Here is a 21962-nt window from a genome sequence, read left to right as displayed (position 1 = left end):
AGGCGCAGCCGCTGCCGCCGCGAGGATCTGGATGAAAACTTTCCTGCTGCAGTTTTTCACCTGGTGGAACAGCCAGACGCTCGGCACCCGCTTTCACACCTGGCGCTTCGGCAAGCGGGTCGGCGAGGACGAAGCCGGCAACGTCTATTATGAGGGCGGTATCGATTCGGAAGGCCGCACCCGCCGCTGGGTCATCTATCGCGACTATTCGGAAGCCTCGAAGATCCCGCCCGGCTGGCATGGCTGGATCCATCATCGCGTCGACGCGGCCCCCTCCAGCGAAGGCTACAAGCCACGTGAATGGCAGAAGCCGCATCAGGCGAATCCGACCGGGACACCGTTGGCCTATCGGCCGAAGGGGTCGATTCTGACCAACCAGCATCGCCCGCAGGTGACCGGCGATTACGACGCCTGGACGCCCGGATCGTAATCCCCGGATCATAATCTAAGGCGCCGCTTCGGTCCTTTATCGCCACAATTGGCATTTAGCTGCTTGCTGACTGCGCAGCCATGATTAGCCTTGGGCATTGAAGAATCACCCGGGCACAACCACCGGTATTTGCATGAGTTCTTTTGGCCAAATTTCAAAGGCGCTGATCGCGGCGACATCCGTTCTGGTTGCCTCGACGGCGGTCTTCGCCGCCGCGCAGGCGCCGGCCGCGCCTCCTCCGGCCGCCGAACGCATCGCCAATCCGGTGGCCGAGTTCGCCGGCATCGACAAGATCACCGGCCGCATCATCACCTTCGATGTCTATGTCGACGAGACCGTGCAGTTCGGCGCTTTGCAGGTGACGCCGCGCGTCTGCTATTCGCGGCCCGATACGGAACAGCCCAAGACCGATTCCTTCGTCGAGGTCGACGAGATCACGCTTGACCGCAAGATCCGCCGCATCTTCACCGGCTGGATGTTTGCCGAAAGTCCCGGCCTCAACGCCGTCGAGCACGCCGTCTATGACGTCTGGCTCAAGGGCTGCAAGCAGAAGTCGGATGTGCCGGCGCCGACCGCGGCCAAGGCCGATACGGCCAAGCCGAAGACCGAAGCCGCCAAGCCGAAGGCTCCGGCGCCGCAACCGGCCGACGCCGCCGAGCCGGCTGACGACGAGCCCGCCACCGCCAACTGATCTCGGAACCTGCCCGCCCTTGAGCCGTTCCAATCGGCAAGGCGAGGAGGATTCCGCGATGATCACCAAAAAGCCGATTACTGCCAACACGGAGGAGCTTCTCGATATCGAGAGAGGCTTCTGGACAGGCGATTCTGCCTATTATGAAGCAAACGCCGACACGGAATGCCTGGTCGCTTTTCCGCAGATGGCCAAGGCGATGACCAATGCCGAATTGGCGGAGACGGCCAGCAAGCCCAACCGCTGGCGTGGTCTCGACATCAAGCTGAAGGGCATGGTCGAACCCGGTAGCGACATTGTCGTGCTGACCTACGAGGCGCGAGCGAGGCGCGAGAAGGGCGAGCCCTATGCGGCGTTGGTCAGCACCGGCTATGTCCATCGCGCCGACGGCTGGAAGATGATGTTCCATGCTCAGACGCCGTTGGAAACCGAGGCTCAAGGGTAGAAGACGGCCTCGCCCTTCAGCGCCTCGGCCAGCAGCTTCTCATACTGGCCGCGCGGCACGTCGACGGCGCCGAAGCGCTTCAAATGCTCGGTGGTGAACTGCGTGTCGAGCAGCGCGAAGCCGCGCGCCTTCAGCCGCTCGACGAGATGGTAGAGACAGGTCTTCGAAGCGTCGGTCTCCCTGGCGAACATGCTTTCGCCGAAGAACACGCGTCCGAGCGAGACGCCGTAAAGGCCCCCGACCAGCCGTTCCTCGCGCCAGGCTTCGACCGAATGGCAATGGCCCTGGCGATAGAGCTCGACATAGGCTTCGCGGATCGGCGCGTTGATCCAGGTCGAGCGGCGCTCCTCGCGCTTTTCGGCGCAGCCGTCGATCGTCGCCTCGAAGTCGAAATCGTAGCGGATGTCGAACGGATGCTTGCGGATCGTCTTCCTGAGGCTGCGCGGTGTGTGGAACCCGTCCAGCGGAATGATGCCGCGCGTTTCCGGCCGCACCCAGAACACTTCCGGGTCGTTGGCGCTCTCGGCCATCGGAAAGACGCCCGAAGCGTAAGCCCTGAGCAGCAGGTCGGTCGGTATGCGATAGCCTGGCGCGTAGGGGCGGGTCATCGCATCCCCGTGCTATTCACCCTTGGCCAGGTATTTTTCCAGCCAGTGGATATCATAGTCGCCATTGGCGATGTCGGGATTGCCGACAAGGTCCCGGAACAGCGGCAGCGTCGTCTTGATGCCGTCGACGACGAATTCGTCGAGCGCGCGGCGCAGCCGCATCATGCATTCGACGCGGTTGCGACCGTGCACGATCAGCTTGCCGATCAGGCTGTCATAATAGGGCGGGATCTTGTAGCCCGAATAGACGCCGGAATCGACGCGGATGCCAAGGCCGCCGGGCGTGTGGAAATGCGTGATCGTGCCGGGCGAGGGCGTGAAGGTGCGCGGATCCTCGGCGTTGATGCGGCACTCGATGGCATGACCGTTGAACTTGATGTCTTCCTGCCTGACCGACAGCCCGCCGCCCGAAGCGACGCGGATCTGCTCATGCACGAGGTCGATGCCGGTGATCGCCTCGGTCACCGGATGCTCGACCTGCAGGCGCGTGTTCATCTCGATGAAATAGAACTCGCCATTCTCATAGAGGAATTCGATCGTGCCGGCACCCGAATAACCGAGATCGGCAATCGCCGTGGCGCAGATGCCGCCTATGCGCGAACGCTCCTCGGCATTGAGCGCTGGTGAATTGGCTTCCTCCCAGACCTTCTGGTGACGACGCTGCAGCGAGCAGTCGCGCTCGCCGAAATGCACGCCGCGGCCGGCGCCGTCGCCGAACACCTGCACCTCGATATGGCGCGGCTTCTCCAGATACTTCTCGATATAGACGGCGTCGTCGCCGAAGGCCGCGCCCGCTTCCGATTTGGCCGTCTGCAAGGCGACTTCGAGATCGGCTTCGGTGTGCGCCACCTTCATGCCGCGGCCACCGCCGCCGGCGGAGGCCTTGATGATCACCGGATAGCCGATCTCGGCGGCGACGCGCTTGGCTTCCTTCTCGTCGCTGATCGCGCCGTCGGATCCAGGCACCACGGGGATGCCGAGCCGTTTTGCGGTGCGCTTGGCCTCGATCTTGTCGCCCATGATGCGGATATGGTCACCCGACGGGCCGATGAAGGTGATGTTGTGGGCGGCGAGGATGTCGGCGAACTTGGCGTTTTCCGACAGGAAGCCGTAACCCGGATGCACAGCGTCGGCGCCGGTGATCTCGCAGGCGGCGACGATCTGGTGGATGTTGAGGTAGCTTTCGCGCGAGGGCGGCGGGCCGATGCAGACGCTCTCGTCGGCAAGCCGCACATGCATGGCGTCCGAATCCGCCGTCGAATGGACCACCACCGTCTGGATGCCGAGCTCCTTGCAGGCGCGCAGCACCCTCAGGGCGATTTCGCCGCGATTGGCGATGAGGATCTTCTGGAACATCTCTTGGCTGGTCCCGGCTCTACTCAAGGACCACCAGCGGCATGCCGTACTCGACCGGTTGGGCATCCTCGATGAGGATCGCCGTCACCGTGCCGGCGCGCGGCGAGGGGATCTGGTTCATCGTCTTCATCGCTTCGATGATGAGCAGCGTCTGGCCTTCCTTCACCTTCTGGCCGATCTCGACGAATGGCTTGGCGTCGGGCGAGGGCGCCAGATAGGCCGTGCCGACCATCGGCGAGGGCACTGCGTTCTTGGACGGCTCGGCGGCCGCGGCCGGCTGAACCGCCGGGCCTGCGGGAACTGGGGCGATCGCGGGCAATGGCGCGGCAACCGCATGGACGGCCTGCGCCTGGCGCGAGACGCGCACCTTGAGATCGCCGAGTTCGACCTCGATCTCGGTCAGGTTGGTGTCGTTCAGAATGCCCGCCAGGTCGCGGATCAACTGCTGGTCAACACCGGTCTTTTTTATCGACATTTTCGAGCCTTCTGTTTGGGGGCCGGTCACAGGCGTGCCGCCAGTGCCTGCAGCGCAAGCGTATAGCCGAGCGGCCCGAACCCGCAGATCATGCCGACAGCGACCGGCGAGACCATGGAGACGTGGCGAAAGGGCTCCCGCGCGTGGATGTTGGAAAGATGGACTTCCGCGACGGGCAGCGGCGCGATGGCGCGGATGGCGTCGTGGATGGCGATCGAGGTATGGCTGTAGGCGCCGGGGTTGATGACGATGCCTGCCGCCTTGTCGCCGGCTTCCTGGATCCAGTCGACCAGGTCGCCCTCATGATTGGACTGGCGAAAATCGATCTCCAGCCCGAGCGTGGCGCCCGCCGCCTTGCAATCCTCGGCGATGGCCGCAAGCGTCTTGCCGCCATAGATCCCCGGCTCGCGCTTGCCGAGCGCATTGAGATTGGGACCGTTGAGGACGAAAATCGTTTTCAATATGCCGACCTTGTTCTACGCCGACCCCAAGCCGGCGCACTGGGCCTCTATAATGGGCATAGCCGCCCGCGAAAAGAGCGCAAGTGCGTTCTTTCGCTGTCCACAGCGGCCGGCTTTTGCACTCGCAAGCGCTCAGAGCGCGCTCTTTGCCTCTTCGATCTTTTCCGCCAGGACCTGCTTGCCGAGCGCTCCGAAGATCACCTCGTTGCCGACCACATAGGACGGCGTGCCGGTGATCGACAGTTTCGTGGCAAGGTCGTAGGTGCGTGAAAGCGTTTCGGCGATGCGTGGATCCTTCATCTTCTCGCGCAGCGTCGCTTCGTCGGCGCCGAGCGAAAGCGCCACCTTGATCGCGGTCGCTTCGGTGGCGCGGCCCTGGCCCCCGAGCAGCGCGGTATGGAACTCGCCATATTTCTCCGGCTTCATAAGATGGAACGCCATGGAGACGACGCTGGCCTTCTGCGAATCCGGGCTGAGGATCGGGAATTCCTTGAGCACGAAGCGCAGATCCTGGTCGGACTTGGTCAGGGCCTGCATGTCCTCGATGGCGCGTTTGCAGAAGCCGCAATTGTAGTCGTAGAACTCGACGATCGTGACCTTGCCCTTCGGGTTGCCGACGACTCCGTCGAAGGTGGAGTTGAAGATCTCGTCCTTCGAATCCTTGATGACGCCGAGCGCGGCGAGCCGCTGCTCCTCTTTCTGCTTGGCCTCGAGCGCGTCCTGCACCTCGAGCAGAACTTCCGGATTCTTCAAGAGGTAGTCGCGGATGATGCCTTCGACTTCCTTGCGGTCGATCTTGGTGTCGACAGAGGCCTTGGTGTCGGTGGAGGACGTGACCTGGGCCACCTGCACGGTGTCGGCCTTCGCGGCCTGCGGGTTTCCCGCCACGAAGCCGAAGGCCAGCATGCCGAGCGCCACTGCCAGACCGCCGGCACTGCCAAGCAGGATTGCCTTGTTCATGATCATCGTTCCTTTTGCCTGTTCCGGTCCGCCTTGGTCGTCGCCAACGTCCGGGAGGTTCATTTGAGTTTGTTCGATGGCGTGTAGTTTATGATATCCTGAGCGCGGACCCAGCGGGGTTCGCCGCGCTTCAATTTCTGTTGAGCGCGCATGGCGAAGATCTTCGCGTTCTTATAGTCGCCCGCATAGTAATGGCCCTCGGCGGTGGCGAGGTCGGCGGCCGGGATATCGCCCTGTTCGCCATAGGCCTGCGCCAGAAAGCGATACGCATCGGAATTTTCCTTATCCCGCCCGACGCCGTTGTTGAGCTGGGTGACCGCTTTCTTCAGCGAATCGGGCGTGCCGACCGCCATCAGCGCCTGGCCGAGCGAGACCAACAGCAGTCCGGAGCGCGCGGGATCGAGGCTCGCCGCCTTGGCATAGGCGTCCGCCGCGTCCTGCGGCTTGTTGATCTTCATCAGGATATCGCCGCGCAACTCCTGGAAATAGGGATTCTTCGGCTGCTCCTTGATCAGCGCCGCCGTCTTGGTCAGCGCGGCGCCCGGATTGCCATAGAGATAGGTCTGCTGCGCGTCGCCATAGCGCGAGGCGAGGCTGGTCGGGTTCTTGCGCATCAGGCGCGCAACGGCCGCCTGGCCCTGCATGTAGGCGGCGATCTTGATGCGCATCATGTCATGCCGCTGCTGCAGCGCCGGCGGGTCGACAGCGTTGACGAAGGGGCTTTGCTTGACCAGCACTTCGAGGTTGGCGATGCGCTCCTGCGGCATCGGATGGCTGATCCGGTAGGGGTCGACCTGGGTGCCGGCAAGCGACAGCGCGCTCTGGAAGCGGGCGAAGGTCTTCAGCATGCCCATGCCGGACTGGCCGGTGGCGTTCAGATAGGCGATCGCCGACCGGTCGGCGGTGATCTCTTCGGTACGCTGATAGGCGAGGATTGAGCGCTGCGCCATCTCGCCGCCGCCCGCGGCGACGCCCATGCCCGCACCCGCTAGGTCCCTGCTTTTGGTGGTGGCGCCGGCGACCATGGCGCCGGCGCCGAGCAGCGTGGCGATGATGGCCATGGTCTTGGCGCGGTCGAGCTGGTCGCGCAATTTCTGCTGGTGCCCGCCGGCGATATGGCCGGCCTCGTGCGCGATGACGCCGATGATCTCGTTGGGTGTTTCGGCAGTCACCAGCGCGCCGGTGTTGATGAACAGGCGCCGTCCGGTAACGAAGGCGTTGAAACTCTGATCGTTGACCAGAACGATATCGATGCCGTCATTGGCAAGCCCCGCCGCCTTGAAGATCGGCCGGGCATAGTCGCGCACCAGCGCCTCGATCTCGGCATCGCGCACCACCGGCACGCTCTGCGCGAAGGCGCTGACCGAGCTTGAGACGGCAACAGTGGCGGCAAGCAGAAGCGTCGCGAAGCCGCGCGCGGTCCGGCTGAGGGATTTCGATTCGCCAATCAATGGTCGGGGTCGGCTCAACATAAGGTCCACTGGTAGACGAGCGGGCGAAAGATGAAAAGTCGGCGCCGGTAACTTCCTGCGCGCTTGTGATCCCCACATCAATCGGGCATTTGTGCGGCGCTGTCCTCCAACCGGGGCAGTTCAAGGGCAAGTCTGCGACGGTTTGCGTCCGGAATTTCGCCGAATAAAGGCAGTTGGAAGAGGTCAAATGGTCGTTTCGTTTTCGCGCCGGGGGGAAGTCGAGCCGTTCCACGCCATGGACATCCTGGCCGAAGCCAACCGGCTGAAGGCTGCCGGCGTGCCCGTGGTGTCGATGGCTGTCGGCCAGCCGTCCGATCCCGCGCCGGCCGGCGTCCGCGAGGCCGCGGCCGCGGCTCTGAGGCATGGCCGCATCGGCTACACCGACGCTTTGGGTCTGGCCGATCTGCGTGAGGCGATCGCGGCGCATTATGGCGAGCATTACGGGATCGATGTCGCGCCGTCGCGCATCGCCGTCACAACCGGCTCGTCGGCCGCCTTCAACCTCGCCTTCCTGGCAATGTTCGATCCGGGCGACCGCGTCGCCATCGCCGCGCCCGGCTATCCCGCCTACCGCAACATCATGGCTGCGCTCGGCATCGAGGTCGTCGAAATCGAACTCGGTTCGGATGCCTACCTGCATGCCGAGCATCTGAAGGCCGCGCATCGCGAGAAGCCGCTGAAGGGCGTGCTGTTCGCCAGCCCCGCCAATCCGACCGGCGCGGTCATTCCGGCGGCTGAACTTGCAGCGCTGGTGAAGACGGCCGAGGAACTCGGCATCGCCGTGATCTCGGACGAAATCTACCACAGGCTGGCCTATGCGGCGCCGGATGTAACCGCGCTGGCGCTCGGCGCCGGCGTCACCGCGATCAACTCCTTCTCGAAATACTATTGCATGACCGGCTGGCGCATCGGCTGGATGGTATTGCCGGAGGAACTGGTGCGGCCGGTCGAGCGTGTCGCCCAGAGCCTCTACATCTCGCCGCCGGAACTGTCGCAGATCGCCGCGATCGAGGCGTTCAAGGCGACCGAGGAACTGGAAAAGGTGAAGGCGCGCTATGCCTGGAACCGCGACCTTCTGATGAAGCGTCTGCCGGAGCTCGGTTTCGCGCTCGCCGCACCGATGGACGGCGCCTTCTATGCCTTCTGCGACGTCACCCGCCACACCAATGACAGCATGGCTTTTGCGCGAAAAATGCTTGCCGAAGCGCATGTCGCGGCAACGCCCGGCCGCGATTTCGACCCGCTGCAGGGGCACCGCACCATGCGCTTTTCCTATGCCGGCAGTCATGACGACATGGTCGAGGCGCTGGCGCGCATCGAACGCTGGCTGAAATAGAAGCCATGCCCGAACTCGAGCAAGCATTGGCCGAGGTGGCCGCCGAAATGGCGGAGCGCACAGATCGCGGCGAGGTGGCGACCTACATTCCGCAACTCGGCAAGGTCGATCCGGGGAAGTTTGGCATCGCCGCCGTCACCAATGATGGCCGCGTCATCCTTGCGGGCGATGCGGATCAACCCTTTTCGATCCAGAGCGTCTCGAAAGTCTTCACGCTGACGCTGGCGCTGGGCAAGGTCGGCGATGCGCTTTGGCATCGCGTCGGCCGCGAGCCGTCCGGCAATCCGTTCAACTCGATCGTTCAGCTCGAGCATGAGAACGGCATCCCGCGCAATCCTTTCATCAATGCCGGCGCCATCGTCGTCTCCGACGTGTTGCTCGCCGGCCATCAGCCGCGCGAGGCGATCGGCGAAATCCTGCGCTTCATCCAGTTCCTCGCCGATGACGAGACGATCATCATCGACCGCGACGTGGCGGCATCAGAGCGGGCCACTGGCTACCGCAACTTCGCCCTGGCCAACTATATGAAATCCTTCGGCAATCTCCATCACGCGCCGGAACTCGCGCTGGGTGTGTATTTCCATCATTGCGCGGTCGCCATGAGTTGCCGCCAGCTTGCCATGGCGGGCCGGTTCCTCGCCAATGGCGGCAGGAACCCTGCGACGGGACATTCCGTGGTGTCGCCCGAGCGGGCGCGTCGCATCGGCGCGCTGATGCTGACTTGCGGCCACTATGACGGCTCCGGCGATTTCGCCTTCCGCGTCGGCATTCCCGGCAAAAGCGGTGTCGGTGGCGGCATTCTCGGCATCGTGCCTGGCGTGGCTTCGCTGGCGGTGTGGTCGCCCGGCCTCAACGAGAACGGCAACTCCAAACTAGGCTCCATCGCCCTGGAGAAGCTCGCCCGCGTGATGAACTGGTCGATCTTCGCGCCTTGAAAGCAATTCCAGGAAAAGTGCGCAGCGGTTGAGCTCGGCGACTTCGCCGTAGCCTTCCGTCCGGAATTGCGGAGGCAAAAAAGCAATTCCAGGAAAAGTGCGCAGCGGTTTTCCTTTGAAGGCTGCCGACGGAATGAAAAATCCCGCGCCGGATCCGGCGCGGGATTTTTTTAAAAAGTTAGTCTAACGACCTGAAAGGTTTAGAAAAAACCCTTGCGCTGCCACCAGCCGGCGCGCTTCGGCTTGTCTTCGGTCTTGGCCTCGTTGCTTACAGTCGAAGATACGACGGGGACAGCCGGCGCATCGACCGACTGCGGCTTACGCCGCGTCGGATGGGCATTGGCGGCGGGCTCCGCCTCGGGCGCAGCGGGAGCGGCGGCCCCCGGCTCGGGCTCGGCAGCCACGGATACGACCTGGACTTCCGGGACAGGTTCGGACACCTTCTCGGCCACGGTTTCCTCAGCCGCCTTCTTAGCCCTCGAACGGCGAGGCTTCTTCGGCTTCTCCACCGCCTCGGCATCGTCATTGGCCGCCGCCGGAGCCGAAGGTTCTTCAGCCGGGGCTGCGGCTGATGGCGCAATGGCAGCGTCCTCGCCTTGCGCCGCTTCGTCCTCGATGTCGCCGCCAGCTTCGCCGGCCACGGCCTCCGAAGCCTCATCGTCGTGGCGGTTGCGCTTGCCGCCGCGCTTCCCGCGCCGGCGCTTCTTGCCGGAACCGTCCTCGGCAGCGGCCAGCACGGCCTCGCCACCGGCGGTCACCTCCTCGCCACCGGCTGTCACCTCCTCGGCGGCCTCATCTGTTGCATCGTCATCGGCTTCGCCAGCTTCCGTCGGTGCAGCCGCGGCATCGCCATTTTGCTCGCGGTCGCGATCCCTGCCGCCACGCCGCCGCCGGCGCTTGCGGCGCTTGCGATCGCGGCCTTCGCCGTCCTCGGACCGCTGCTGCTGGCCCTGTTGCGGGTGGCGCGGCTGTTCGGCCTGGACCGAAACTTCCTCTTCCTCCTCGATGACGATCTCGTCCTCGGGCTCCTCCGGCTCGACATACGCGGGCAGGCTGCGCACCTCGACAAAGCCCTCCGGCTTGTCGGCAACGGCACCGCGGAAGATCGAGTAGTGCTGGGTGCCGAGCGTTTCATCGGCCTCGATCGTGATCGTCAGGCCGAAGCGGGCTTCGAGCTCCACCAGGTTCGCGCGCTTGTGGTTGAGCACATAAAGCGCGGTCACCGCCGGCGTGCGCACGATGATGTGGCTGCGCGAATCCTTGAGCAGGAATTCCTCGATCGCCCGCACCACCATCAGCGCCACGGAGGAATCGGAGCGCACATGGCCGGTGCCGCCGCAATGCGGGCAGGGCTTCATGGTCGATTCCAGCACGCTGGCGCGGATGCGCTGGCGCGACATTTCCATCAGGCCGAAATGCGAGATGCGGCCGACCTGGATACGGGCGCGGTCGTTCTTGAGGTGATCCTTCAGCCGCTTCTCGACGGAGCGGTTGTTGCGGTTCTCCTCCATGTCGATGAAGTCGATGACGATGAGGCCGGCAAGGTCGCGCAGTCGCAACTGACGCGCGACTTCCTCGGCCGCTTCCAGATTGGTGTGGAGCGCGGTCTCCTCGATCGAATGCTCCTTGGTGGAGCGGCCGGAGTTGACGTCGATCGAAACCAGAGCCTCGGTCTGGTTGATGATGATGTAGCCGCCGCTCTTCAGCGTCACCTGCGGCTGCAGCATGCGGTCGAGTTGCGCCTCGATGCCGTTGCGCACGAAAATCGGCGTGGTGTCGCGGAACGGCTGAACCACCTTGGCGTGGCTCGGCATCAGCATGCGCATGAAGTCCTTGGCCTCGCGGTAGCCGTCTTCGCCGGAGACCAGGATTTCGTCGATATCCTTGTTGTAGAGGTCGCGCACCGAGCGCTTGATCAGGCTGCCTTCCTCATAGACCAGGGCAGGCGCCGACGACTGGAGCGTCAGGTTGCGGACGTTTTCCCAAAGCCGCATCAGATATTCGTAGTCGCGCTTGATCTCGGCCTTGGTACGGCTTTCGCCGGCGGTGCGCAGGATGACGCCCATGCCCTGCGGCACTTCGAGGTCGGCCACGACCTCCTTCAGGCGCTTGCGGTCCTGGGCGTTGGTGATCTTGCGCGAGATGCCGCCGCCGCGCGCGGTGTTGGGCATCAGCACCGAATAGCGGCCGGCAAGCGAAAGATAGGTGGTCAGCGCCGCGCCCTTGTTGCCGCGCTCTTCCTTGACCACCTGCACCAGAAGGATCTGGCGGCGCTTGATGACTTCCTGGATCTTGTATTGACGACGAACCGGCTTGCGGCGGTTGCGGATCTCCTCGAGCGCGTCTTCGGCGCCGACCGATTCGACCTCGTGCTCGTCCGAATGCGAGGCCGAGACCTCCTCCAGCATGCCGCGATCATTGTCGCTGGCGGTGGCCTCGCCGACCTGCTCGGGCTGATCCGCCTGCGCGACCGCCTCGGAAATCACATCGGCTTCGACGCTCGCGGCAATCGAGGAGGGGCCACCTTCGGATGGCTTGCCTTCCTCATCGTCCGGGGTGTCATCTCCGCCGGTCCCGGCGGCGGGCTCTTCAGCCGTTTCCGATGCGGCCTCGACGACCTCGGAGACTGTCTCGGTATTCTCTGCCGCGGCGTCGGCCGTCTCGTCGCCGGCTTCCTCGGCAATCTCGGCGGCGGTTTCGGCTACGGCCTCGGTCGGGCTTTCCTCATTTTCCGAGGCAGCGTGCTTGTGCTCGCCGCGGTCGCGGTTCTTGCCGCCGCGCCGGCGGTTGCGCCTGCCGCCGCGATCGCGCGCCTGCTGCTCTTCGCCGCTCTCGGCCTCCTCGTCGTCTTCGTCCTCGGCCTCCTGCGCTTCGGCGCGCAGCAGAGCCTGACGGTCGGCAACCGGGATCTGGTAGTAGTCAGGGTGAATTTCACTGAAGGCGAGAAAACCGTGACGGTTGCCGCCATATTCGACAAAGGCTGCCTGGAGGGAAGGTTCGACCCGGGTTACCCGAGCCAGGTAGATGTTTCCTTTGAGCTGCTTCTTGTCCTGAGATTCAAAGTCGAATTCTTCGATGCGGTTACCGCGAACGACGACAACGCGTGTTTCCTCCGGGTGGGAGGCGTCTATCAGCATCTTGTTGGGCATTATTTTGTTTCCTGCCGGCAGCCGACAGCCGCAGCTGGCGTGGCAGAGCCCGCCGCTGTGCGCCTGTATGTGTGTGCATGCCGGATAATTGAATGTCCGCCGGCCGCCGCTTGAGCGCAATGGCGGTGCCGCCCGCAGCCATTATGGCGCGGTTTGATGCGGACCTTTCCATGATTGCGCTTGAAGCCATCGGCACCAGCAGAACCTTTTGAACCAAAGCCCGGGCAGAGCCGGACCAGCTTGTTTGCTCACAAAGAGCCGGCGCGGGGCACACCCGGCCGTTTTCCTCACGCAAGCGATTCCCCCGCCACGAGGGCACGCCTGCGAAAATCGTCGCGACCACCTGAGCCCGGAACGGTAAGGAGCCGCCTTTGCATCCGACCGACCTATGGCAGGAAACTGCTGAGGCGAGCGGTTCCAGGATTGCAGTGATCCAACGTCGCTTTTATGATTTGGCGGGATGGAAGGCAACCCCGATTTCGGATGCCGGCAAAAAGCGCTTCCGCAGGGGAAGGCGCCTCTCGTCTCGCTCGATGAAAGGCTTGGTTAACCTTCTCTGAATACCAATCGTTAATCGAATTGGCGGCCTGACAGGCACTCTGCGAGAAGATTGGGCGCAATGCGTCAAACCGGGAGCGACTGGAAAGAGATGGGACTGGCAGGCACCGCAGACAAGAGGGGTGGGGCCGCGGCGCATTTCCCGCGCACGGCCTGGGCCGCCTTGCTGCTGGCGGTCCTGTTCTGTTTCACGGCCGCCGCGCGCGCCGACGCCCCGCTTGGCGCGACCGGCTGCAAGATGGCCGGCGACGCCACCAAGATGCGCATCGTGGTGAACTTCGACCGCGAGCCGGACATCAAATGGTTCCTGCTGCGCGGGCCCAATCGCCTGGTCGTCGACCTGCCGCGAACGCGATTCGCTCTTGACGCCAGGGATGTGAAGCCGCGCGGCCTTGTGCGGGCTGTCCGCTACGGCGATCAGGGACATGGTTCGCGCCTCATCCTCACCGGCAAGGGGCCCTTTACCGTCGACAAGCTCGACGTGCTCAAGAACGACGACGGCAGCGGCTACCGCATCGCCATCGATATGTCGGCGGCCTCGGAGCGGGAGTTCGACGACGCGCTGGCCAACCAGTCGCTGACGACCGGCTCCACGGTTTCCACCGAAAAGGGCGAACGGGTCGGCACCGGACCGGTCTCGGCGCCTGGCCATCGCTTCACGGTGGTTGTCGATCCGGGCCATGGCGGCGTCGACGGCGGCGCCGAAAGCAACGCCGGCACGGTCGAGAAGGATGTCACGCTCGCTTTTGCGAAGGAACTGCGCGACAAGCTGGCCGCGGTGGGCAAATACGATATCTACATGACACGCGACAACGATGTGTACCTGCCGCTCGACGAGCGCGTTCGCATTGCCCGCCAGCACGAGGCCGACCTGCTGATCTCGATCCATGCCGATACGATCGCCGTCAAAGGTCTTCGCGGCGCCACCGTCTACACGCTGTCGGACAAGGCATCCGATCCCGAAGCCCAGGCGCTCGCCGATCGCGAAAACCTGTCCGACCAATTCGCCGGCATGAAGATCGAGGACGACAACAAGGAAGTCACCGACATCCTGATCGACCTGATCCGCCGTGAAACCCACGGTTTCTCGATGAGCTTCGCCCATACGCTGGTCGGCCAGTTGTCCACCAGCGTCGGCCTCATCAACAACCCGCAGCGCTCGGCCGGCTTCAAGGTGCTCAAGGCTCCGGACGTGCCGTCCGTCCTGGTCGAGCTTGGCTACCTCTCCAACGCCAGGGACGAGGCGCAACTGCTCAATGCCGACTGGCGCGGCAAGGCGGCGCAAAGCATAACCAACGCCGTTGCCCTGTTTGCCGCGGCCAAGGCCGGAACCGTGACGGGTGGCTGAGCGGCCGCACCCGCTCACGACCGCCGGATGACTGCAACCACCAGCAGCGTTGCATGACGACAACACCCGGCGTTATTATCAAGGAACCGAGTCCTCAAATTTCGCGCTGCCGTATTTTGTCCACATGGTCGCGACATGGGTCTTTGATTGCGGATTGGGACCGCCTCGGGAAGCTTGCGCGACTGTCGGCTTCGTCTAGGAAATTCCCGAACCTCGGACTGGAGCGGGCATGATTCGTCTCATCGGCTATTTCTTTGGCATCGGCACGACGCTGGCGCTGCTGGTAGCTGCCGGTGTCGCCATCTATATCAGCCATGTGGCGAAGGACCTGCCCGACTATGAGGTGCTGGCCAAATACGAACCGCCGGTAACCACGCGCATTCACGCCTCGGACGGCTCGCTGATGGCCGAATATGCGCGCGAGCGGCGCCTCTATCTGCCGATCCAGGCGATCCCCGACCGCGTCAAGGCCGCTTTCATGTCGGCCGAGGACAAGAACTTCTACAACCACCCCGGCATCGACATCACCGGCCTCGGCCGCGCCATCATCGTCAACCTGCAGAATCTTGGCTCGGGCCGGCGCCAGGTCGGCGCTTCGACCATCACCCAGCAGGTGGCGAAGAACTTCCTGCTCACCTCGGACCAGACCTATGAGCGCAAGATCAAGGAGATGATCCTGGCCTTCCGCATCGAGCAGGCCTATTCCAAGGACCGCATCCTTGAGCTCTATCTCAACGAAATCTTCTTCGGCTTCGGCGCCTATGGCGTCGCGGGTGCCGCGCTCACCTATTTCGACAAGTCGGTCAACGAGCTGACGGTCGCCGAAGCGGCCTATCTCGCCTCGCTGCCGAAGGGCCCGAACAATTATCATCCCTTCAAGCATGCCGACCGCGCGATCGAGCGCCGCAACTGGGTCATCGACCAGATGGTCGAGAATGGCTACGTCACGCGCGAGGAAGGCGCCAAGGCCAAGGCCGAGCCGCTCGGCGTGACGCCTCGCCGCAACGGCTCCTACCTGTTCGCCGGCGAATATTTCACCGAGGAAGTGCGCCGCCAGATCATCGCGCGCTACGGCGAAAACGCGCTCTACGAGGGCGGCCTGTCGGTGCGCACCACGCTCGATCCGAATATCCAGCTTATCGCCCGCAAATCGTTGCAGAACGGACTGCTCAAATACGACATGCTGCGCGGCTATCGCGGGCCGGTGAAGCATATCGACGTTTCGGGAGACTGGGGCGTGCCGCTTGGCAATGTGAAGGGTCTCGAGGACGTGCCGGAATGGACGCTTGCCGTCGTGCTCGACAGCTCGGCTTCCGGCCTGACCATCGGCCTGCAGCCGGCGCGCCAGGCCTCCGGCGATCTCGTCAAGGAACGCGTCCAGGGCACCGTCAGCAAGGACGACATGGGCTTCGCCATGCGCCACTTCGTCAACGGCAAGTCCGTCAGGGCAAAGTCTCCGGAGGAGGTGCTGGAGCCCGGCGACGTCGTCTTCGTGCAGAAGAATGACGGCTCCGACGACACCTATATGCTGCGCCAGCTGCCGGAGGTCGAGGGCGGCCTCGTCGCCATGGACCCGCATACCGGCCGCGTGCTCGCCATGGTCGGTGGCTTCTCCTACGCGCAGTCCGAATTCAACCGTGCGACCCAGGCGATGCGCCAGCCCGGCTCCTCGTTCAAGCCGATCGTCTATTCGGCGGCGCTCGACAACGGTTACACGCCGGCCTCGGTGATCATGGACGGCCCGATCACCATCCAGAGCGGCAACACCACCTGGACGCCGAAGAACTATGACGGCACGGTCGCGGGCCCGGCCACGCTGCGCTCCGGCATCGAGAAGTCGCGCAACCTGATGACGGTGCGGCTCGCCAACGACATGGGCATGAAGCTGGTCGTCGAATATGCCGAGCGCTTCGGCGTCTACGATCATCTGGCGCCCTATCTGCCGATGGCGCTGGGCTCCGGCGAAACGACCGTCATGCGCATGGTGTCGGCCTATTCGATCATGGCCAATGGCGGCAAGTCGATCAAACCGTCGCTCATCGACCGTATCCAGGACCGTTACGGCAAGACGGTGTTCAAGCAGGACGAGCGTGGCTGCGAAGGCTGCAACGCCACCGAATGGAAGAACCAGTCCGAGCCGGAACTGGTCGACAATTCCGAGCAGGTGCTCGACCCGATGACGGCCTATCAGATCACCTCGATGATGGAAGGCGTCGTCCAGCGCGGCACCGGCGCCACCATCGGCGAGCTCGGCCGCCACATCGCCGGCAAGACCGGCACGACCAACGACGAGAAAGACGCGTGGTTCATCGGCTTCACCCCGAACCTCGTTGTCGGCCTCTATATGGGCTTCGACACGCCGAAAGGCCTTGGCAAGGGCGCGACTGGCGGCGGCCTGGCGGCCCCGATCTTCAAGGATTTCATGCGCGTTGCGCTCGACGGCAAGCCGAACACCGATTTCCAGGTTCCGGAAGGGATGAAGCTGATCGCCATCAACCGCAAGACCGGCATGCGCGCCGCCGAAGGCGATCCGAACACCATCATCGAAGCCTTCAAGCCTGGCACCGGCCCGGCCGACAGCTACTGGGTGATCGGCATGGGCGCGGATGGCTCGAACGGTTCCGGCGGGGCGCTGTCGCCGCAGGCCAACCAGGCCATCCAGGACGGCGGCGGCGGGCTTTACTGACGTCCTGCATTCGCGAAATGGGCCGGCAAGAAACCGCCGGCCCATTTCGCTTTACAGGCCGCGACGGCGTGCCTATGTATCGCGCCTATTCCGAAAAGACCGAGAAGAACAGGACAGAACGAAGAGCCATGCGCGCGGAAACGCTCAACATTGTCGACGAGATCAGGCAGGCGATAACCCTGCTGAGGAGGCATCTTTGACTGGGATCAGGCTGTAAAACGGCTTGAGTACCTGAATTCGCGCGCCGAGGATTCCAGCCTCTGGAACGAACCGATCGAAGCGCAGAAGCTGATGCGGGAACGCCAGGAACTGGAAGACGGTATCGCCGCCGTCAAAGGAATGACGCAGGCGCTGGAAGACAATATCGGCCTGATCGAGCTCGGCGAGGAAGAGGGCGACAACGGCGTCATCGCGGAAGCAGAGGCAGCGCTGCGCTCGATGCAGGGCGAGGCAAAGGCCCGTCAGGTCGAGACCCTGCTGTCGGGTGAAGCCGATGCCAACGACACCTATCTCGAAATCCACGCCGGCGCCGGCGGCACCGAGAGCCAGGACTGGGCCTCGATGCTCTTGCGCATGTACACGCGCTGGGCCGAGCGCCGCCGTTTCAAGGTCGAGGTGCTGGAAGTCCATGACGGCGAAGAAGCAGGCATCAAGTCCGCGACCGTGCTGATCAAGGGCCACAATGCCTATGGCTGGATGAAGACGGAATCCGGCGTCCACCGTCTGGTGCGCATTTCGCCCTATGACAGCAACGCGCGCCGGCACACGTCCTTCGCCAGCGTCTGGGTTTATCCGGTCATCGACGACACGATCGAGATCGATGTTTCCGAATCCGACGTCCGCATCGACACCTATCGCTCGTCCGGCTCGGGCGGCCAGCACGTCAACACCACCGATTCGGCAGTACGCATCACCCACATCGCAACGGGCATCGCGGTCGCCTGCCAGGCCGAGCGCTCGCAGCACAAGAACAAGGCCAAGGCCTGGGAGATGCTGCGCTCTCGGCTCTACGAGGAAGAGCTGAAGAAGCGCGAGGCTGTCGCCAATGCCACCGAAGCCTCAAAGAGCGATATCGGCTGGGGGCACCAGATCCGCTCCTACGTGCTGCAGCCCTATCAATTGGTCAAGGACTTGCGCACGGGCGTCGAAAGCACCTCGCCGTCGAGCGTGCTTGACGGCGACCTCGACGAGTTCATGGAAGCCTCGCTCTCCCATCGCATCGAGGGCGGCGCTGGCGAAGCGGTGGCGGACCTCGACTAATGCATGCCGCCCAGAAGTGTGCAGCGGTTCTGGGACAACGACATGCATCAAAACAAAGACCTAAAGCGCGTCGCCTGAATCCGTTTCAGCGCGACGCGCTTAGGCCACATCCTCGCCTCAGGGCGACGGAGGAAGCCGATGACGCGACTGCTTGCGGGAAAATGCTTCTGCAGCGCCGTCCACTATGAGGTGGCGGACGAATTCGTTTACGCTGCGAACTGCCATTGCTCGAACTGCCGGCGCACGACAGGCTCCGCGTTCAAGCCTTTCGCCGGTATCGAGCGCGACAAGTTTCGTCTCAGCGCGGGCGGCGACAGGCTGCTGATCTTCGGCGACGAGAGCGGTCATGACGCGCATTGCGGGCAATGCGGCTCGCTGCTCTATTCGTTGGTCCGCGACGGCGCCTACGTCCATGTGGCCATGGGTACGCTGGTCGACGATCCGACCATTCGGCCGACTGCGCACATCTTTGTCGGCTCCAAGGCGAAGTGGTTCACAATCGCCGACGACCTGCCGCAGTATGATGAGCACGTTCCCGGCTGAACGTCTGGAACCAGCTTGAGCCGAATCTCGTTGTCCGGCACCCAGTTCCGCGTGGCTAACCGCTCGTTAACCAAGCCGGCGCACGATTCTGGATGGCAGAGGTTGGCGTGAAGCGCGGCATTGCCGATGCAAGCGGATGCTTGCGCCAGCCAGGGAATCAGCCCAGCTTCATGCCGGGGTTAAAAGCATTTATGGCCGGATGCGGCATATCTGCGACCGACGATCCGGCCACTGGGAAGACACGTTCCGGGAACGGGCAAGCGAAAACGCTTGATGCTCGAAAGGAACGCTTCGATGTCTGCTGCCAAATCAAGATCGGCCCAAGCCGTTCGACCGGCTGGCCGACTTTTGTTTTCCCTGTTCGCGACGGGGGCGATCGCGGTGCTGACCGCGCCTGCCTTCGCTCACGACGCCAAACCCACGGCGGTATTGCCGCAGGGCTGGAGCTACCCATTTGCCTGCTGCGCCAATTATGACTGCAAAGAGGTGCCGCAATCTTCGATCAGCGAGCGGCCCGAAGGCTACGTCATACAAGGTACGGGCGAAGTGGTGGCCTATGCCGACAAGCGGGTTAAGAACTCGCCCGATGGCGAGTTTCACTGGTGCGCGCACCAGGCTGGGCTCGACGCCGGCAAGACCATCTGTCTGTTTGTGCCGCCGCCTTCTTACTAAAGCGCGTCGCGCTGAACCGGATTCAGGCGACACGCTTTGAGTCTTTGTTTTGATGCATGTCGTTGTCCCAGAACCGCTGCACACTTCTGGGCGACATGCATTAGAGCAATTCCAGGAAAAGTGTGTAACGGTTTTCCGTCCGGAATTGCGTCTAAACAAAGAGATAGAGCGGTTCGGCGTTTCCGTGAAACGCTGAAATGCTCTAGACTTCGCGACGCAAACGCGAAGCGCGAGGATCTTCACGCGCGGCGGGATATCTGCCGAGGCTGCTGACAGACAGTTGTCAGGATCGCTTCTTTATGTTGCCCTGCCGCAAAGGGGAATTCCGGCGTGGCGGCAGACAACGGAGAGGTGATTTTGATGACGATCAAGGGAAGCTGCCACTGCAAGGCGACGACATTCGAGGTTTCGGAAGCGCCGCAAACCGTGACGCAATGCACATGCTCGTTCTGCTCCAAGCGCGGGTCGCTTTGGGCCTACTATGTTCCGTCGCAATTCAAGCTTACCAGCCCGCCTGAAAACGTGACCTTCTACAAATGGGGTTCGAGAACCGTCAAACACGGCTTCTGCGCCACCTGCGGATGCGGCACCTTCACCGAAACGCCGGACTGGTCGACCGGCGAGCCTGATTTCGACAATCCCAAGATCAGCGTCAATTCCCGCCTGTTCGACGATTTCGATCTGGACAAGGTCGAGGTGGTGGTCATCGACGGCAGGAATTTGTGGTAGAGGCGAAGCGGGAACGACCGCCGAACTTTGCCGGCCGTATTCCCGTTCCGTTTTTCGCCGCATTTCATGCTACAAGGCTGCGGAAGGGCTGATTTGGCGCGGCCGCAAAGGCCGCGAATTGGAGAGGGACCAATCTCATGAAGAAGACTGTGCTCGTCGCCGTGGCGACGGCTGTGCTGGTGAGCGCCTGCACCACCACCGATCCATATACCGGCGACCAGAAGGTCTCCAACACGGCGGCCGGTGCCGGCCTTGGCGCGCTGGCAGGCGCCAGCCTTGGTCTGCTCGCCGGCGGCAATGACCGCCGCAACGCCCTGATCGGTGCCGGCATCGGCGCGCTCGCCGGCGGCGCGATCGGCGCGACGATGGATCAGAACGAGGCCGAGCTTCGCCGTCAGTTGCAGGGCACCGGCGTTAGCGTCACCCGCAGCGGCGACCAGATCATCCTCAACATGCCGTCCGACATCACCTTCAACGTCGACCAGGACGCGGTGAAGCCTGGCTTCTATCCGGTGCTGAATTCGGTCGCGCTGGTGCTGAAGAAATTCCGCCAGACCACCGTGGACGTCTTCGGTCACACCGATTCGACCGGCGGCGACCAGCATAATTTCGATCTGTCGCAGCGCCGCGCGCTTGCCGTCGCCAATTATCTGTCCGGCCAGGGCGTCGATCAGCGCCGCTTCGCCGTCACCGGCTTCGGCAAGACACGCCCGATCGCATCCAATGCGACCGCCGCAGGCCGCGAGCAGAACCGCCGCGTCGAAATCCAGCTGTCGCCGCTCACCTGAGCGAAAACGGCTCGCAGGGGCGCAACTCCATCAAGGCAAAACGGCCCCGGACGGGGCCGTTTTTGTTTGGCGTGGTCCAAAGATAGGTCGAAGGTCTTAGGACATTAGCTTACCCTAATTGATACTTTTCCAGAACCGCGGAAGAGACTACCATTCTGTTGTTCCAGAGGGGATGGGGTGGTCAATCGGCCGCGCAATCAACATCTGCCGCCCCGGTCTTGCACGGCCAGATCAAGGGAATCTGGGAGGAATGCATGACAAGAACAGCTCGTCTCGGGCGCTGCGGCGTCCTCGTTTTGGCGGGTCTTATCGGCACATGGTTCGCCGCCGCGGCGGCCCGGGCCGAGGACGCCAACAAGGCCGACATCGAAGCCCTGAAGAAATCGCTGGCGAAATATGAAGACTATACGGCCGCCGTCCGCGACCTCTATTTGTCTACCGTCGGCTGCGTCCACTATAGCGGGGAGAAGATAGCCGGTGCGATGTACTATCCGAAGGGCGCGATGGGCATCCATTTCGTCAACGTGCCGAGTATCGGCCGGCCGCTCGACCCGATGAAACCCAATGTCCTGATCTACGAGCCGACCAAGAAAGGCTTGAAGCTGGTCGGCGTGGAATGGCTGGTGCCGCTGACCCCGGACACCAAGGAGGCTCCGACACTGTTTGGCCAGAAATTCATGGGGCCGATGGAAGGACACTACCCGCTCATCCCGAGGGAATTCGTCCATTACGACCTGCATGCATGGCTGTTCAGGGACAATCCGAACGGCATGTTCACCCCGACGAACCCGAACGTGAAATGCACCAAGGCTGAGTTCCCGATGCTGGAAAAGCCGACCAAGATGATGCCGGGCCCGATGTAAGGCTCCGTCCTCGGCTGGATAGCTTCAGGCGAAGCGGCCGCAAAAAAAGAAACGGCCCCGCTAGGGGCCGTCAGACTGCTGACAAACCCCGTCGATTTCGGCGGGGTTTTGTTTTTGGGTATTGATTGAGCTGAGTAACTTGGTGTCTGGAGCAACTGTCAGGAAGGCACGGCGGCCGATAGGCCTCATGCGAGGCT

At 63.2% G+C, this 21962-nt stretch carries 20 protein-coding genes; 13 read left to right on the top strand and 7 right to left on the bottom strand.

Translation table 11 applies throughout. The features are described 5' to 3' along the window. Positions 1 to 31: 31 nt before the first annotated feature. The 3 genes from RFM98_RS06920 to RFM98_RS06910 all read left to right on the top strand — a co-directional run bounded on the left by RFM98_RS06920 (position 32) and on the right by RFM98_RS06910 (position 1566). Positions 32 to 430 (top strand): NADH:ubiquinone oxidoreductase subunit NDUFA12, encoded by a 399-nt coding sequence (locus tag RFM98_RS06920; protein WP_320308173.1) that lies wholly within the window; start codon positions 32 to 34, stop codon positions 428 to 430. 133 nt (positions 431 to 563) lie between these two features. Then, entirely contained in the window at positions 564 to 1121 is a 558-nt protein-coding gene (locus tag RFM98_RS06915; protein ID WP_320308172.1) for a DUF2155 domain-containing protein, read from the top strand. A gap of 58 nt (positions 1122 to 1179) precedes the next feature. Further along, positions 1180 to 1566 carry a hypothetical protein gene (locus RFM98_RS06910; protein ID WP_320308171.1) on the top strand — a complete coding sequence of 129 codons (387 nt, stop codon included), beginning with the start codon at positions 1180 to 1182 and terminating at the stop codon, positions 1564 to 1566. Here the strand turns inward: RFM98_RS06910 and aat are convergent. The 6 genes from aat to RFM98_RS06880 form a co-directional block, all read right to left on the bottom strand. Next, positions 1557 to 2174 (bottom strand): leucyl/phenylalanyl-tRNA--protein transferase, encoded by a 618-nt coding sequence (gene aat / locus RFM98_RS06905; protein ID WP_320214013.1) that lies wholly within the window; start codon positions 2172 to 2174, stop codon positions 1557 to 1559. The two genes, RFM98_RS06910 and aat, sit on opposite strands and share 10 nt — an antisense overlap. A gap of 12 nt (positions 2175 to 2186) precedes the next feature. Then, positions 2187 to 3530 (bottom strand): acetyl-CoA carboxylase biotin carboxylase subunit, encoded by a 1344-nt coding sequence (accC, locus tag RFM98_RS06900; protein WP_320308170.1) that lies wholly within the window; start codon positions 3528 to 3530, stop codon positions 2187 to 2189. Between the two features lie 19 nt (positions 3531 to 3549). Beyond that, positions 3550 to 4005 carry an acetyl-CoA carboxylase biotin carboxyl carrier protein gene (gene accB / locus RFM98_RS06895; RefSeq protein WP_320308169.1) on the bottom strand — a complete coding sequence of 152 codons (456 nt, stop codon included), beginning with the start codon at positions 4003 to 4005 and terminating at the stop codon, positions 3550 to 3552. A 26-nt stretch (positions 4006 to 4031) separates the two neighbouring features. After that, entirely contained in the window at positions 4032 to 4466 is a 435-nt protein-coding gene (gene aroQ, locus RFM98_RS06890) for a type II 3-dehydroquinate dehydratase (protein ID WP_320214016.1), read from the bottom strand. Positions 4467 to 4598: 132 nt separating this feature from the next. Then, positions 4599 to 5426, bottom strand: a complete 828-nt coding sequence (locus RFM98_RS06885; protein ID WP_320308168.1) for a DsbA family protein — start codon at positions 5424 to 5426, stop codon at positions 4599 to 4601. 59 nt (positions 5427 to 5485) lie between these two features. Next, positions 5486 to 6898, bottom strand: coding sequence for a M48 family metalloprotease (locus RFM98_RS06880; RefSeq protein WP_320308167.1), 1413 nt, complete (start codon positions 6896 to 6898; stop codon positions 5486 to 5488). A 187-nt stretch (positions 6899 to 7085) separates the two neighbouring features. On the opposite strand from RFM98_RS06880, the gene RFM98_RS06875 reads away from it, so the two are divergent. Further along, the gene (locus RFM98_RS06875) at positions 7086 to 8234 is read left to right on the top strand and encodes a pyridoxal phosphate-dependent aminotransferase (RefSeq protein WP_320308166.1); all 1149 of its coding nucleotides are present in this window, start codon (positions 7086 to 7088) and stop codon (positions 8232 to 8234) included. 5 nt (positions 8235 to 8239) lie between these two features. Further along, a complete protein-coding gene (locus RFM98_RS06870) occupies positions 8240 to 9169 on the top strand; it encodes a glutaminase (RefSeq protein WP_320308165.1) in 930 nt (309 codons plus the stop codon). A gap of 200 nt (positions 9170 to 9369) precedes the next feature. On the opposite strand, the gene RFM98_RS06865 is transcribed toward RFM98_RS06870, so the two are convergent. Beyond that, positions 9370 to 12318, bottom strand: a complete 2949-nt coding sequence (locus RFM98_RS06865) for an Rne/Rng family ribonuclease (RefSeq protein ID WP_320308164.1) — start codon at positions 12316 to 12318, stop codon at positions 9370 to 9372. Positions 12319 to 12967: 649 nt separating this feature from the next. On the opposite strand from RFM98_RS06865, the gene RFM98_RS06860 reads away from it, so the two are divergent. The 8 genes from RFM98_RS06860 (at position 12968) to RFM98_RS06825 (ending at position 21765) form a co-directional block, all read left to right on the top strand. Next, positions 12968 to 14224: an N-acetylmuramoyl-L-alanine amidase gene (locus RFM98_RS06860; RefSeq protein ID WP_430682276.1), complete on the top strand. Its 1257-nt coding sequence runs from the start codon at positions 12968 to 12970 to the stop codon at positions 14222 to 14224. 229 nt (positions 14225 to 14453) lie between these two features. Then, on the top strand, positions 14454 to 16910 hold the full coding sequence (locus RFM98_RS06855) for a penicillin-binding protein 1A (protein WP_320308162.1): 2457 nt from the start codon (positions 14454 to 14456) through the stop codon (positions 16908 to 16910). Positions 16911 to 17038: 128 nt separating this feature from the next. After that, positions 17039 to 18170 (top strand): peptide chain release factor 2 gene (prfB, locus tag RFM98_RS06850; RefSeq protein ID WP_320308161.1). Its coding sequence is split into 2 segments (ribosomal slippage): positions 17039 to 17104 and positions 17106 to 18170, totalling 1131 coding nucleotides; the frame shifts between segments, so codons are not numbered across the junction. A gap of 138 nt (positions 18171 to 18308) precedes the next feature. Then, positions 18309 to 18713 (top strand): GFA family protein, encoded by a 405-nt coding sequence (locus tag RFM98_RS06845; RefSeq protein WP_320308160.1) that lies wholly within the window; start codon positions 18309 to 18311, stop codon positions 18711 to 18713. A 294-nt stretch (positions 18714 to 19007) separates the two neighbouring features. Next, positions 19008 to 19385, top strand: coding sequence for a hypothetical protein (locus RFM98_RS06840; protein ID WP_320308159.1), 378 nt, complete (start codon positions 19008 to 19010; stop codon positions 19383 to 19385). 360 nt (positions 19386 to 19745) lie between these two features. Beyond that, positions 19746 to 20114 carry a GFA family protein gene (locus tag RFM98_RS06835; RefSeq protein WP_320308158.1) on the top strand — a complete coding sequence of 123 codons (369 nt, stop codon included), beginning with the start codon at positions 19746 to 19748 and terminating at the stop codon, positions 20112 to 20114. A 137-nt stretch (positions 20115 to 20251) separates the two neighbouring features. After that, the gene (locus RFM98_RS06830; RefSeq protein ID WP_320214027.1) at positions 20252 to 20902 is read left to right on the top strand and encodes a YiaD family glycine zipper/OmpA-like lipoprotein; all 651 of its coding nucleotides are present in this window, start codon (positions 20252 to 20254) and stop codon (positions 20900 to 20902) included. Positions 20903 to 21156: 254 nt separating this feature from the next. Beyond that, positions 21157 to 21765: a hypothetical protein gene (locus RFM98_RS06825; RefSeq protein WP_320308157.1), complete on the top strand. Its 609-nt coding sequence runs from the start codon at positions 21157 to 21159 to the stop codon at positions 21763 to 21765. Positions 21766 to 21962 lie beyond the last annotated feature (197 nt).

It is taken from the genome of Mesorhizobium australafricanum (genome assembly GCF_033977265.1).
Classification (GTDB): Bacteria; Pseudomonadota; Alphaproteobacteria; order Rhizobiales; family Rhizobiaceae; genus Mesorhizobium; species Mesorhizobium australafricanum.
This window is presented reverse-complemented; position numbering and strand designations above follow the sequence as displayed.

What these genes read in the sequence shown, in the direction of transcription:
- aat (WP_320214013.1), bottom strand. Translation starts at nt 2,174, where the DNA reads ATGACCCGCCCCTACGCGCCAGGCTATCGCATACCGACCGACCTGCTG.
- accB (WP_320308169.1), bottom strand. Translation starts at nt 4,005, where the DNA reads ATGTCGATAAAAAAGACCGGTGTTGACCAGCAGTTGATCCGCGACCTG.
- accC (WP_320308170.1), bottom strand. Translation starts at nt 3,530, where the DNA reads ATGTTCCAGAAGATCCTCATCGCCAATCGCGGCGAAATCGCCCTGAGG.
- RFM98_RS06860 (WP_430682276.1), top strand. Translation starts at nt 12,968, where the DNA reads ATGGGACTGGCAGGCACCGCAGACAAGAGGGGTGGGGCCGCGGCGCAT.
- RFM98_RS06835 (WP_320308158.1), top strand. Translation starts at nt 19,746, where the DNA reads ATGACGATCAAGGGAAGCTGCCACTGCAAGGCGACGACATTCGAGGTT.
- RFM98_RS06865 (WP_320308164.1), bottom strand. Translation starts at nt 12,318, where the DNA reads ATGCCCAACAAGATGCTGATAGACGCCTCCCACCCGGAGGAAACACGC.
- RFM98_RS06870 (WP_320308165.1), top strand. Translation starts at nt 8,240, where the DNA reads ATGCCCGAACTCGAGCAAGCATTGGCCGAGGTGGCCGCCGAAATGGCG.
- RFM98_RS06880 (WP_320308167.1), bottom strand. Translation starts at nt 6,898, where the DNA reads ATGTTGAGCCGACCCCGACCATTGATTGGCGAATCGAAATCCCTCAGC.
- RFM98_RS06910 (WP_320308171.1), top strand. Translation starts at nt 1,180, where the DNA reads ATGATCACCAAAAAGCCGATTACTGCCAACACGGAGGAGCTTCTCGAT.
- RFM98_RS06840 (WP_320308159.1), top strand. Translation starts at nt 19,008, where the DNA reads ATGTCTGCTGCCAAATCAAGATCGGCCCAAGCCGTTCGACCGGCTGGC.
- RFM98_RS06875 (WP_320308166.1), top strand. Translation starts at nt 7,086, where the DNA reads ATGGTCGTTTCGTTTTCGCGCCGGGGGGAAGTCGAGCCGTTCCACGCC.
- RFM98_RS06845 (WP_320308160.1), top strand. Translation starts at nt 18,309, where the DNA reads ATGACGCGACTGCTTGCGGGAAAATGCTTCTGCAGCGCCGTCCACTAT.
- RFM98_RS06830 (WP_320214027.1), top strand. Translation starts at nt 20,252, where the DNA reads ATGAAGAAGACTGTGCTCGTCGCCGTGGCGACGGCTGTGCTGGTGAGC.
- RFM98_RS06885 (WP_320308168.1), bottom strand. Translation starts at nt 5,426, where the DNA reads ATGAACAAGGCAATCCTGCTTGGCAGTGCCGGCGGTCTGGCAGTGGCG.
- RFM98_RS06915 (WP_320308172.1), top strand. Translation starts at nt 564, where the DNA reads ATGAGTTCTTTTGGCCAAATTTCAAAGGCGCTGATCGCGGCGACATCC.
- RFM98_RS06825 (WP_320308157.1), top strand. Translation starts at nt 21,157, where the DNA reads ATGACAAGAACAGCTCGTCTCGGGCGCTGCGGCGTCCTCGTTTTGGCG.
- RFM98_RS06855 (WP_320308162.1), top strand. Translation starts at nt 14,454, where the DNA reads ATGATTCGTCTCATCGGCTATTTCTTTGGCATCGGCACGACGCTGGCG.
- RFM98_RS06920 (WP_320308173.1), top strand. Translation starts at nt 32, where the DNA reads ATGAAAACTTTCCTGCTGCAGTTTTTCACCTGGTGGAACAGCCAGACG.